The sequence below is a fragment of the Parafrankia colletiae genome (assembly GCF_001854655.1).
Taxonomy (GTDB): domain Bacteria; phylum Actinomycetota; class Actinomycetes; order Frankiales; family Frankiaceae; genus Parafrankia; species Parafrankia colletiae.
Genome location: NZ_MBLM01000002.1, coordinates 102,436 through 115,167 on the forward strand (window position 1 = coordinate 102,436; position 12,732 = coordinate 115,167).

Sequence of the window (12,732 nt, forward strand, 5' to 3'; positions counted from 1 at the left end):
CCTTGCGCGGCGTAGCACGAGGAGCCCGCCGGCACCACCCGGTGTGATCTGCGCATCACTGTCAGAGATACATGGTACTGATTCGAGCGAGGAGACCAGAACGCCGTGCCATCCCTGATCGAGGACTACGCGCTGATCGGCGACACCCACTCTGCGGCGCTCGTCTCGCGCAACGGCTCGATCGACTGGCTGTGCCTGCCTCGCTTCGACTCCCCGGCCTGCTTCGCCGCGCTGCTCGGGGACGACGAGTCGGGCCACTGGAAGATCGCTCCGGTGGAGCCGGTACTCGGCGTCAGCCGCCGTTACCGGGGTGACACCCTGGTGCTGGAGACCGACATGACCACGGCCTCGGGCACCGTACGCATCGTCGACGCGATGTTCCCCCGGGCCGGCGCCCATGTCGTGCTGCGGCTGGTGGAGTGCCTCCAGGGCGCGGTCCGGATGCGCTCCGAGACCCGGTTCCGGTTCGACTACGGCTCGATCGTGCCCTGGGTGCGCCGGCTCGACGAGCACTCCGTCGCGGCGATCGCCGGCCCCGACTCGGTGACGCTGTGGACCACCGCCCCGATGGAGGGGCACGACATGGCCACCTACGCCGAGTTCAGCGTGTCCGCCGGGCAGTCGGTGCCGTTCTCGCTGACCTGGCGGCCCTCGCACGAGCCGGCTCCCGCGCCGCAGGACATCCGCCGGATGATCAGCCAGACCGAGGCCTGGTGGTCGGACTGGATGGCCGGCTGCACCTACGACGGCCAGTGGCAGCCGGCGGTGCGCCGCTCGCTGATCACCCTCAAGGCGCTCACCTACGCACCGACCGGCGGCATCGTCGCGGCGGTCACCACCTCACTGCCCGAACACATCGGCGGCGTCCGCAACTGGGACTACCGCTACTGCTGGCTGCGGGACGCGACCATCACCCTGCTGGCCCTGCTCGACGCGGGCTTCACCAGCGAGGCGACCGCCTGGCGGGAGTGGCTGCTGCGGGCAGTGGCGGGTGACCCGTCCCGGGTGCAGATCATGTACGGCGTGGCGGGTGAGCGCCGGCTGCCCGAGTACGAGGTCCCGTGGCTGCCGGGCTACGAGAACTCCTCCCCTGTGCGGGTGGGCAACGCCGCCGTCGACCAGTTCCAGCTGGACGTCTACGGCGAGGTCCTGGACGCCCTGCACGTGGCCCGGGTGGCCGTCGCCAACCGCCGCAACGGCGCGGCCCGCGACCTGTTCCACGCCGGGATCCACGCCCCCGAGGACAACGGCCGGGACGACTCCTGGCCGCTGCAGACCAAGCTGATGGACTTCCTGGAGACCGGCTGGCGCAAGTCCGACGAGGGCATCTGGGAGGTCCGCGGCCCGCGCCGGCACTTCGTCCACTCGAAGGTGATGGCCTGGGTCGCCGCCGACCGGGCGGTGCGCGGCATCGTCGAGTCCGGGCTGCCCGGCCCCGTCGAGCGGTGGTCCGCGCTGCGCGACGAGATCCACCGCGAGGTGTGCGCGCGCGGCTTCGACAGTGAACGCAACACGTTCACCCAGTACTACGGCTCGAAGGAGCTCGACGCCGCCCTGCTCTACATGTCGCTGGTCGGCTTCCTCCCCGCGACGGACCCGCGGGTGGTCGGCACCGTCGCGGCCATCGAGCGGGAGCTGATGGAGGACGGATTCGTCCTGCGCTACCCGACCGCCGAGGACGGCGCCGTGGACGGCCTGCCAGCCGGTGAGGGTGCCTTCCTCGCCTGTACCTTCTGGCTGGCCGACAACTACGCGCTGTCGGGCCGGGTGCACGAGGCGCAGGAGCTGTTCGAGCGCCTGCTCGCGCTGCGCAACGACGTCGGGCTGCTCGCCGAGGAGTACGACCCGAAGCTGGGCCGGATGACCGGGAACTTCCCGCAGGCGTTCAGCCACGTCCCGCTGGTCAACACGGCGCGGACGCTCACCGAGGCCCTGCGCGGGCGCCCCCGCTCCCGGGCGGACCGGGCGCACCCCCCGGGCCACTTCTTCGGCTGACCAGCACCGCCGGGATACTGGTCCCCGGATCAGGGGACCGGTCTGTGCGCCCGGTCCGGAACAAGCGGAGGGGGCACGGGTGCCGGAGCGCATCGCGGTCGTCGGCGGCGGCATCCTGGGGCTGGCGGTGGCCCGCCGGCTCGGGCAGGTCATGCCCGGGTCGACGGTCACCGTGTTCGAGAAGGAACCGGACATCGCCCAGCACCAGACCGGGCGCAACAGCGGCGTCGTACACGCCGGGCTGTACTACAAGCCCGGCTCGCTGAAGGCGACACTGTGCCGCCGTGGTGTCGGCATGCTCCGCGAGTACTGCGAGGCGCGTGGCATCCGCTACGACGAGTGCGGCAAGGTCGTCGTCGCCGTCGACGACAGCGAGCTCGACCGCCTCGCCGACATCGCCCGCCGGGCGGAGGCCAACGGGGTGCCCGACACCCGCATGCTCGACGCCACCGAGCTGCGCGCCATCGAGCCCCATGCCCGCGGCGTCGCCGCGCTGCACTCCCCCACCACCGCGATCGTCGACTACCCGGCTGTCGCGCGGGCGATGCGCGCCGACATCCTCGACGCGGGCGGCGCCGTCCGCACCGGCGCCGAGGTGATCGGCGTCGACGACGACAAGGGGGGCGTCCGGCTGCGCGTGCGGGTCCGCGGCCAGGCGGCGGTCCGACCCAACGGCTCGCACCGGACGTCATCGGTGGACGGCGGGCTGGTGCACACGGTCTCCGAGTCCGTCGGCCCGTTCGACCTGCTGATCTCGTGCGCCGGCCTGCACTCGGACCAGGTCGCCGCGCTCACCGGGGAGGACAGCTCCCCGCGGATCATCCCGTTCCGCGGTGACTACTGGCTGCTGCGGCCCRAACGCCGCAGCCTGGTCCGCGGCCTCATCTATCCCGTGCCGGACCCGCGCTACCCGTTCCTGGGCATCCACCTCACCAAGCGGGTGGACGGGGAGATCCTCGTCGGCCCGAACGCCGTGCTCGCCACCGCGCGGGAGGGGTACACCGTGGGCACCCTCGACCGCGGTGACCTGCGGCAGACCCTGGCCTGGCCGGGGTTCCGCTCGATGGCGAAGACGCACTGGCGCACCGGCGCCAAGGAGATGCTGCGCACCGCCAGCAGGCGGGCGTTCGTCGCCGAGGCCCGGCGCTACGTCCCCGAGCTGCGCGCCGCCGACGTGGTGCGGGGGCCCGCCGGCGTCCGCGCCCAGGCTGTCGCGCGGGACGGCAGCCTCGTCGACGACTTCGTGCTCGCCGTGCGCGGACGGGTCGTGCACGTGCGCAACGCCCCGTCGCCGGGCGCCACCGCGTCCCTGGCGATCGCCGAGCACATCGTGGCCGACGTGGTGCCCGAACGCGCCTCCTGACCCGCGCCGCGTACCCTCACCTCACTCCGGCCTCACCCGGCGTACTTCACCCGGCGCGGTCGTCGTTGAGGGCGGCCAGCAGCGGCAGCAGCGCCGCGCTGGCGGGCGTCGCCACCCCGGTCCGCTGCCCGAGACGGACCACCGTGCCGATCAGCGCCTCGTGTTCCAGCGGCCGGCCGGCGAGGCGGTCGCGCAGCATCGACGTGCCGGCGCCGGGCGGCTGGCGGCGCAGCCGTTCCAGGGTGCGCTCCGGGGCGTCGGTGGGTAGCCGGGCACCGTCCGCGCGGCCGACCGCGGCGGTCTCGCGCATGACGGCCAGCGCCAGCTCGGCGACATCCGCACGGCCCAGCACCTCCAGGCCTCGCCCGGTGAGCGCGGTCACCGAGTTGGCCGCGCTGTTGCTCAACAGCTTCGACCAGGCGGCCGTCACGAAGTCGTCCACGAGGCGGACGTCCCCGGGCGGCAGCACCCGGGCGAACCGCTCGCCGAGCGGGCTGTCGGGAATCTGAAGCACGCCGTACGCCAGGTGGCGTACGACGCCGGGCTCGGGCAGCTCGGCGTTGATGTACACCACCGCCGGCAGGACGGCGTCCCGCGGCACCGGTGGACTGACCCGCTCGGTCTGGCGCACCCCGTTCTGCGCGACGACCACGCCCAGCCCCTCCGCAGAGGCGGCGAGGGCGGCGTGCAGCCAGTCCATCGCGGCGTGGGTCTGGTGGGCCTTGGTGGCCATCACGACCCAGTCGAGCGGGGCGTCCAGCCGGGCCGGGTCGGTGATCACCCGCAACGGCGTCTCGAAGTTTCCGCCCGCCGACTCGTCCCTGACCACCCGGACCCGGTCGTAGGCGCCGCGGCGCACGCACAGCACCACCTCCGCGCCTGCCTGCCCGGCCCGGGCGGCCACGTAGGCGCCGACGGCTCCCGCGCCGACGACCGCGACCCGGGCCGGCCGGACGCGCTCGGCCGGGTTCACGGGCCCCGCCACCCGCCCTCGGAACACCGCCGCGTCGTGGTCCGGAACGGCGCTGGGAGACACAGTCATGTGCCAAGCCTGCCAGGACGGTCCGGACGGCGAGCCCCGGCGCCCGACCCGCTGGCGGCGCCGCCGCGGGGAATCAGCTTTGCTCCCGCCCGCCCCGCTGCGAGACTGAGCCGGTGGATCACAGCACGGGCGACCACGGCACGGGCGACCACGGTGACGCGGCTGGTGGCGCCGTCCCGCCACCCGGCGGCGGCCCCGCCGCGGTTCCGGGGGTGGAGATCGGCCGGCGCTGGCGCGCCGCCCGGATCGACGACGGCATCGTCCATCTGGACGCCGCGGCGGCGGGCCGTCCGACGGTCGCGACGGTCGCCGCGCAGGCCGACCATCTCCAGCGGGAGGCCCGTGCCGGGGCCTACGTCGCCGAGCTGGAGGCCACCGACGTCGTCGCGGGCGCGCGTTCCCGCCTCGCGGCCCTCATCGGGCCGGAGCTGACCGGAGACGACGTGGTGTTCCAGTACTCGGCCACCGCCGGGTTCGCGGCCCTGCTGGCCGCCTGGCCCCTGTCGGCGGGCGCCCGGGTCGGCATCGTGCCCGGCGACTACGGCGCGAACCTGCTTCTGCTGGCGTCCCGGAGCGAACTCGACCTCGTCGAGTTCCCGGTCGACCGGCTGGGGCGCATCGACATCGCCCGCCTCGACCGCGAGGGGATGCTGCCGCTCGGCAGCCACCGCGGGACGCGCGCACCGGCTCGCGGTGTCGGCCTGGAGAACCTGGCGCTGGCGGCCTTCCCCCACGTGCCCAGCCAGCGGGGGGTCGTGCAGCCGGCGGCCGAGGTGGCGGCCCGGTGCGCGGCGGCCGGGGTTGATCTGGTTCTCGACGTCGCCCAGGCACTCGGCCAGGTCGACGTCGGCGGGATCGCGGCGTCCGCCTGGGTCGGCACCGCACGCAAATGGCTGTGTGGCCCGCGCGGCGCGGGCTTCGTCGCGGTGCGCCCCGACGTCATCGATCGCCTGGGGGTCGGGGCACCCAGCCTCTACTCGGCGCACCCGGTCGAGCTACATCCGCCGGCCGGCGGGACGGCGGGACGGGGCGGGGCCGCCGTCCGGCCGCTGGCGGGGCCGGTCCGGCTGTCGGTCGGGGAGGCCTCGGTGGCGAGCCGGGTGGGGCTCGCCACCGCGCTGTCGGAGCTGGCGACCGAGGACGCCGGAGCGGTGCGGGCCCGGATCACCGCCCTCGCCCGTCTCGCCCGGCGAGCCGTCGGCGGCGTCGCCGGCTGGCGGCTGGGCGAGGAGCCGGACTCACCCTGCGGGATCGTGACGCTGTGCCCGCCCGGTGACGTCGACCCGCTCGCCGTCTCCCGGGCGCTCTATCAGGAGGCGGGAATCCTGACCAGCCCGATCCCGGCCGGTCGGGCACCGGAGCTGACCGGGCCGGTGCTGCGGGTCAGCCCGCACGTCTACGCCACCCCGGGCGAGTTCGAACTGCTCGCGGAGGCGCTCGACCGGTGGGGGCGGCCGGGTGCCCGGCCCACCTGATCCCCGTACGCGGGACGGACTCCGATCTCCACCTTTACCCGAACCGAGCATCACCAGAAAATAGTCATAAATTACTACTAAGACCTGCAAAAGCGAGTGATTATCGACGCCCGTCCGGTGCCTCTTGGTGACCGCCGGTGTAGATCTGCTGAAATAACTCCCTTACGGGCATCGTGTCCGGTGGCGTTCCGGTGGGGGGCGGACACGTCATACCTATGCCCGGGAGCGGGCAGAAACGGTGGAGAGCCGTGACCGACAGAGCGGCAAAGCGGGAGTCCACGAGCCGGTGACAACGATCATTTCGGTCGCCGCGGTCGACGATCACCCCATCGTGCTGCGCGGGCTCACCGACGTCCTCGCAGGCCTGGACGGCATCGAGCTCGTCGCAACCGCCACATCGATCCGCGCGCTGCTGGCCGGGCCGGGCCGGGAGGCCCAGGTCACCCTGCTCGACCTCGATCTGGGCGACGGATCGGAGGCACCCGGCAACATCCAGGCCCTCACCGAGGCGGGATCCTCCGTGATCGTCTTCAGCGCGCTCGGCGAACCGGAGGCTGTCCGCGGCGCGATGCGCGCGGGAGCATGCGGCTTCGTCACCAAGACCGACGACGTGGACGAGCTGGGGACGGCGATCCGGGCGGCCAGCGCGGGCAACGGCTGGGTCTCGCCCCACCTGGCCTTCGTTCTGCTCACCGACAAGGCACCGGACCGCCCGCAGCTCTCGCCGCAGGAGATGGAGGCCCTGCGCCTCTATGCCACCGGCATGGCCCTCAAGACCGTCGCCCGGAAGATGGAGGTCTCCCCGGAGACCGCGAAGCAGTACATCGAGCGGGTCCGGATGAAGTACCGCAGGGCCGGGCGGGAAGCCGACACCAAGATCGACCTTTACCGGCGGGCGGTCGAGGACGGACTCCTCGACTGATCCCACGACCCGCTGATCGGGTGATCTGGCCAGCCACCCCCCTTGGTCCGAAACCCGGCTGGTCCGAACCCGGCCGGACGTCCGGTCTGCCAGTGGGCCTGCCACTCGTCAGGCGTGGCGGGCAGGATTCGTGGTGGGTACCAGCTCGGGCAGCCGGTACCCACCACCTGGCGCACGCCGGATCCCCGCGTCCGGCGCATGCCTCGCGCCCCCCCTGTGCCCGACAGAGTGCGCGCCCGGGGCCCGCAGGTGTCATCGGCCGTCCGGTATCCCCCCGGCCCGAACGTCCGATCCCCCGTCACCCGCGTGCCATGAGCACAGTCTGCACGGCGCATCTCCGTACGTCATGACCCAAATACAGCCACCCGCGGTCCCCTGTTCGGGGGTCATGYCGGTAAGGGCGAACCCGCAGGGATAACTGCTCGGACATCCTTCAGCTGTGGTCCCCACACAGTTGTCCTCGCGCTTTCCGTCCCCGGCACTTTCAGTCCCCGGCACTTTCCGTTCCCGTTCTCGGGCCCGTTATCCGGGCCCCCGCCGCCCCGTCCGAGGCGCCGCCGCATTCACCTCCGCCTCGGTGCCACCGCGGATGCCGAGGCCTCGCCCGGAACCCCGCCCGGGCCCGCTCAGCGGGGCCCCAGGCCCCACAAGGGCGGTGAAGCGCACCAGGACACCCGCCAGGAGGAGGACGGCGCCGCTGGCCCCGATGACCCACAGTCCGGGGCCGATGTCCGTCGTGGCATCGAGGCCCGACCCGATCAGCAGGCCGTCGCGGTGCAGGCGGGCAAGATCCACCACCGCCGTCAGAACGAGCATCAGGCCCGCCACCACGGCGAGCATCCGCCCCCAGTCGACCCGCCGGCCGGCCAGCAGCAGGCCGGCCACCATCGCGAGCAGGCCGAGGACCATGGTCAGATGGCCGTGCTGGTCCGGATCCGTCCCCCGGACGGCGAACTCCATCAGGCCGTAGGCGCGGACCGTCGCCCACGTCATCGTCGAGCCGATGACGGCCGCGCCGCCGGCCAGGACGACCAGCGGCGGGACGAGCACCGCCAGACTCCGGCGCGCGCCACGGGCCGGAGTCCGTGCGTACGGCTGTGCGGCCGGCCGGTCCCCAGCGCGCGCCAACGGGCCCACCGCGACCTCCGCCGGGTCGGAACCGGTCTGCCCGTTGGCGGCCGGATCGTCCCAGGGATCCCAGGGCTGGTGCCGTCCCCGGCCCCATCCGCCGTCGCCATCACCTGACCCGTCCGCGGCCCACGGTGACGCGCCACCGGCCCGCTCGGCCGCCACCGACGCCCGGGCCCAGCGGGGATCGGCGGTGGCGGCGGCAGCCGCCCGCCAGGCGGTCAGGTCACCCGCGTTCCCGTCCGGACCAACCGGCGCGGCGTCCTCCCCGCCGACCGGCCGGGCCCACGGGCTCCGCTGCTCCCCCACCCGTTCCTCCCGCCACCGCATGCCCGGGGCCGCCGGCTCCAGCCAACCCCGTCCCTCGGACGTCCTGCGACGGTCGTACCACGCGCAGACACCGACCGCATGCCGCCTACCGCCTGCACGGACCAGGCGGAGGCGGTCCGGACGGCGCCGGACCGCCGGCCCGTCAGCGGTGCCCCGCCCGCCCGCCACGGCCGCCGCCACGGGTCGCCGCGTAGAGCGCCACGACACCGGCCGCCAGGGTGACCATGACCCCCACCTCGGGCCGGAGTTCGAAGACGTCCGCCGAGATGGCACGGAAGGACGACAGCGGCGGTGGACCGAACGCGAGGTCGAAACCCGCCAGCACGATCAGCAGGACGGCGGACAGCCTGGCCGCCGTCCCCCCGGCCAGTACTCCACCTCCCGGCCACCGGGCAGCGCCGTCGGCCGAGCCGCGCAGCCCGGCCAGGCCGGCGGCGAGCAGGACCAGACCCGCCACGAGCGTCAACCGCCCGTCACCCACCGTCAACCCGTTGAACGTACGAGTCTCGTCGCCGCTGGTCAGAGTGCTCCACGGCAGGAAGGCGGCGATCGCGGCCGCGCCTCCGGACAGCGCCAGCAGGGCGGCGTCGCGCCGACGCGGCCGCGGGCTGGCGGCCGGGCCCGCACCGGGAGCAGCTCCCGGGCTCGGGGGCAGCGCTGGTCCCGGTACCTGCACCGGTATCGGATCCAGCTCTGCATCTGGCAGCTGTGTCGGTTCCGCCGCGGCGGGCTGCGGGGCGGACTCCTCCCGGGCCGGCTCCGGGTGCGGGTGCGGGTGCGGGTGCGGGTGYGGGCGGGAGATCCTMTCGCTCTCCCTGCCGGCCGCCGGCCGCGGCACCCCCGTGGTCGGTGGCGCGTCCGGCGCGGCTGCACCTCCACCGCCCGCGGTCGGGTCGCCTGCGTTGCCGCCCGCGGTCGTGGTGCCGCCCGGGCCCCTGGTGCCGCCTTCGCCTCTGGTGCCGGTGACGAACGGGCGGTGGCTGCTCTGCTCGGGCAACGGGAGCGCACCAGCGTCGCCGCCGCCGTCGCCGGCCGGCGACGCGGCGGCCGGCGACGCGGCGGCCGGCGCCCGACGGGTCGCAGCCCGGCGCAGGTCCACCTGCATGGTCGGCGGGTCCACTGCGGCGGGCGGCGTGAACGGCTCCGACGGCACGCCGCGCGGCGTGCCGTCCGGCCGAGGCGCGCTTCGGCTCTGTGCTGGTGGACGAGCGGAAGGCGCCGGCGCTGGCGGTGCGGACGGGCCAGGCTGGCCGGTCTCCCTGCCCGTGCCCGGCGCCGCGGCCGGCCTGTAGGGAGCGAGCGGCGGGAGTGGTGGGAGTGGCGTGTAGGGAGCGAGCGGCGCCAGCGGGCTCGTCGGGGTGCGGGATACGGCCGGAGTGTGGCCAGTGACCGCGTCCGTCCCCTTGCTGACGCCGGGTCCGGGGGCACCCTCGGCGGTCCGCTCGAACCAGGTCGCCCGATCGGGGGCCGGCGGCCGGCCCGGCAGCGGCGCGGGTGAACCTGAGGCGCCGCCGGGGTTGGCCGGGCCACCGGGACCGGTCGAGCCGCCGGGACGGGCGGACGATGCCGGCTGTCCGGACTGCTCGGGCCGGGAGGACTGCTCAGGCCGGGAGGACTGGGGTGGAGCGGAGGCAGCGCCGCGTGGGTTGAACAGGGATGGCGGCCGCTGGGTGTCGCCGCGCTCGCCGGACCGACCGGCGAGCCCGGCGGGCTGCCCCCCGGCGGACGAGGAACCCGACCGCGGGGGGAACGCCGACGGCGCCGCGGATCCACCGGCCGGCGCGGGCGCCTGCCCCTGCTGCGGGCGCAGCGGCGAGGGCCACGGGGACGAGCCCCGCCGTGCGGAGGCGTCCGACGGGCCGGTGGGCCGCAGCGGCGTCGCGCCCGGTGCCTTGGCAGCGGAGGCTGGGGGCGCCGGTTCGCCGTGTGAGGCCGGCCTGGCCGGGCCATCCGGCTTCGCGGTGGAACCGGGCCGCGCCGTGCCCGGGGGGGCCGCCTGACCACCCGGCCTGCTGCCGCCCCCCGGCCTGCTGCCGCCCCCCGGCAACGCCGCGCCGCCGGCCGGGTTCGCCGCACCACCTCGCTGCTGCGCCGCACCACTTCTCTGCTGCGCCGCGCCGTTCCCCGGCTGCCCAGTGCCGCTCCCCGGCTTGGCGGTGGCGACGCCTGGTCTCCCCGCGCCGGCCGCCTGCTCCGGCTCGGTCCTGGCCGCGCCACGGTTGCCCGCGGCTGGCGGTGCTGTCACGCCGGCTTTGTCCCCGGGGCCCGGCGTCGCGGCGCCGGACCCACCTCGGGGCGGGCCGCTGCGGGCCGCCGGGCCGGATGCCGGCCGGGGCGCGGCCGGCGGCGTCGGCCCTGCGGACCCTCCGGTTCCCGCGGCCGGCGAGGCGGGTGCACCGGAGGCTGACGCGGACGACGGAGTGGCCGTGGACGTCCGCGCAGGCGCGGCAGGGATGGCCGGGGCGGCCGGCTGCGCCCGCGCAGTGGCCCCGGGCCTTCCCGGTGCCGGTGAAGCCGGACGGACGGGGGCCGCCGGGCGGGTCGGCGCACCGGGTGCCCCAGGCGTGCGAGCGCCTGACGCGCCCGACACCCCGGAGGGCGCCGGTCCGCCGGTGGTGCCGGGTGTCGATGACGCTGTGCGGGATGGCCCGGCAGGTGACGCCTTACCGGACGGTGCCGTCCCGGCGGACGGCGTCGCGGCGGACGGCGTCGCGGCGGACGGCGTCGCGGCGGACGGTGCGGCAGCCGATCGTGGGGTGGAGGACCGTGCGCCGGTCGGGGGCGTGGCGGGGGCAGCCGGCGTGGCGGGCCGGCTGGCGGGCCCGGGCGAGGACGTTCCTGCCGTCCCCCCGCCTTGAGGTGGCAGCACTCCGGGCCGTGTCCGTGCCACCGGCCGGGCCGGGGCCGCGGGGCTGGAGCCGGATCCGGGCGCGGCGGTGGTGGCCGAGGTGGGCGCGGGGCCAGCGGCACGGCCGCCGGCGGCACGGCCGCCGCGCTCCTTCCTGACGGCATCCGCGGCGGTCCTGGCAGCTTCCGCGGCGGCGGTGGACGGCGTCTCCCTCCGGGCAGTCGCCGGCGGGGCGGGGTCGGTGGGGCGGGAACGACCAGAGCCGGCGGGTTCGCCCTTCCCGGTGCCGGTGTCGGGCGTTGCGCCTTCCGCCGGGTCGCCCTGGTCGGCCAATGCACTCACTCCTGACGCGCGGTGCTTCCATCCGGCGGTCCTGACGGCTCACCGGCGAACCGGGCGACGGTATCCGTCCTACGCCCGCCGCCAGCACGCGGGCCGGACAAAACGTCCCCTAAGTACGCGGACGCCCGACCCGCCGCCCGGTGGCACGGACTACCGCGCCCGCCGGCTTCGGTGCGGATCGCGGATCAGCAGCCCCCGGCGAGGACCGGGCCCACGGGGCTCACCAACATCACTGGGACGGCCAGGCGCGCCGACGGTAGCGGATGAGGTCGGCGGCGACAACCCACCACCGGACCCGCACCCACCTCCGTGCCATCAACGGAGCAGGCCCCACACCATGCTCCAGCGGCCATCCGGCCCACCGTGCGGGACCAATTACACAGGGCGTCGACACCAGGGTGGCAATTACCATACCCGCACAGCGTGTTTCCAATCTGTGACAGATATGCGGCCGGCGGGGCCGATTCCGGCGTTTTCGCAGTTCCCGGCCCGGTTTTCCCCTTCGATCCGCGAGCCCCGGCCCCGTCGAGCAGCAAGGAGACAACGCGCAAAGCCGACGACAGGCGTGACGGAGGACACGTCCACTACAAATGCGTTTACTGATTTCACTTCGTGATCAAAGAGCGAAGATCGGAAGAAATTCCTGAACGACGGTCAGCCAGCTGGCCACCCGCCGGCGATACTTCGGTCCCAGCCGGTGGGAGTGCGGTTCACGTTGCAGGGCACACCCGACGATTGGGAGGATTCCCGTGTCAACGTCCACATCCAACGCAGTCTCCGCCGATCTGGCCCTGACCCGGGACTACGTCCGGGACGGAAAGGTGATGCAGATCGCGACACTGGCGGCGGACGGCGAACCGGTGGTCTGCAACCTCTGGTACGCGAGCTCGTTCGACCCCGACCGGCTCCTGTTCATCTCGCGCCCCGACCGGGTGCACTGCCGGAACATCCGCGCCGACCGGCGGGTGGGCGGCGCAGTCCTGACCATCGAGCTCGACGGGCTCGGTCAGGAGGTCCAGGGGGTGAGCTTCGCGGGGACGGCACGGCAGGTACCCGAGGACGCCGCCGACGACCTGCTCCCGATCTACCACCGGCGGTGGCCGGCGGGCGCCTCGCTGGCCAATGTCGAGCGGTGGCGCGAGGACGCCGACGCGCACCGGCTCTATGAGATCCGGGTCCACCGGTGGACCCTGTTCGACGAGATCAACCATCCGGACGACCCACGGCGCGTGATCGACCTCGGGTCGGCGGCCTGACCGTCGCACGCGCCCAGGCCGCTGCCACCCG

General features: G+C 74.8%; 9 protein-coding genes. 6 read left to right on the forward strand and 3 right to left on the reverse strand.

Annotation, left to right across the window (positions count from 1 at the left end):
* The first annotated feature begins 105 nt into the window (after positions 1-105).
* Together CC117_RS00535 and CC117_RS00540 are read left to right on the forward strand one after the other, a co-directional pair.
* Positions 106-1,995, forward strand: coding sequence for a glycoside hydrolase family 15 protein (locus CC117_RS00535; RefSeq protein ID WP_071081737.1), 1,890 nt, complete (start codon positions 106-108; stop codon positions 1,993-1,995).
* Positions 1,996-2,074: 79 nt separating this feature from the next.
* Positions 2,075-3,358 (forward strand): L-2-hydroxyglutarate oxidase, encoded by a 1,284-nt coding sequence (locus CC117_RS00540; protein WP_071081738.1) that lies wholly within the window; start codon positions 2,075-2,077, stop codon positions 3,356-3,358.
* 46 nt (positions 3,359-3,404) lie between these two features.
* Here the strand turns inward: CC117_RS00540 and CC117_RS00545 are convergent, their stop codons facing one another.
* A complete protein-coding gene (locus CC117_RS00545) occupies positions 3,405-4,400 on the reverse strand; it encodes a 2-dehydropantoate 2-reductase (protein ID WP_241829708.1) in 996 nt (331 codons plus the stop codon).
* A gap of 113 nt (positions 4,401-4,513) precedes the next feature.
* On the opposite strand from CC117_RS00545, the gene CC117_RS00550 reads away from it, so the two are divergent.
* Together CC117_RS00550 and CC117_RS00555 are read left to right on the forward strand one after the other, a co-directional pair.
* Complete coding sequence (locus tag CC117_RS00550; protein ID WP_084131152.1) at positions 4,514-5,875, forward strand: aminotransferase class V-fold PLP-dependent enzyme; 1,362 nt, start codon at positions 4,514-4,516, stop codon at positions 5,873-5,875.
* Between the two features lie 286 nt (positions 5,876-6,161).
* The gene (locus tag CC117_RS00555) at positions 6,162-6,797 is read left to right on the forward strand and encodes a response regulator transcription factor (RefSeq protein WP_071081739.1); all 636 of its coding nucleotides are present in this window, start codon (positions 6,162-6,164) and stop codon (positions 6,795-6,797) included.
* Between the two features lie 522 nt (positions 6,798-7,319).
* Here the strand turns inward: CC117_RS00555 and CC117_RS00560 are convergent.
* The gene (locus tag CC117_RS00560) at positions 7,320-8,234 is read right to left on the reverse strand and encodes a hypothetical protein (RefSeq protein WP_241829709.1); all 915 of its coding nucleotides are present in this window, start codon (positions 8,232-8,234) and stop codon (positions 7,320-7,322) included.
* A 163-nt stretch (positions 8,235-8,397) separates the two neighbouring features.
* Positions 8,398-9,408: a hypothetical protein gene (locus CC117_RS37190; protein WP_071081740.1), complete on the reverse strand. Its 1,011-nt coding sequence runs from the start codon at positions 9,406-9,408 to the stop codon at positions 8,398-8,400.
* Positions 9,409-10,681: 1,273 nt separating this feature from the next.
* Here CC117_RS37190 and CC117_RS00575 point away from each other — a divergent pair.
* Positions 10,682-11,113: a hypothetical protein gene (locus CC117_RS00575; RefSeq protein WP_131802984.1), complete on the forward strand. Its 432-nt coding sequence runs from the start codon at positions 10,682-10,684 to the stop codon at positions 11,111-11,113.
* Positions 11,114-12,194: 1,081 nt separating this feature from the next.
* Positions 12,195-12,701, forward strand: a complete 507-nt coding sequence (locus tag CC117_RS00580; RefSeq protein ID WP_071081743.1) for a pyridoxamine 5'-phosphate oxidase family protein — start codon at positions 12,195-12,197, stop codon at positions 12,699-12,701.
* Positions 12,702-12,732: the final 31 nt, after the last annotated feature.

What these genes read in the sequence shown, in the direction of transcription:
- CC117_RS00545 (WP_241829708.1), bottom strand. Translation starts at nt 4,400, where the DNA reads ATGACTGTGTCTCCCAGCGCCGTTCCGGACCACGACGCGGCGGTGTTC.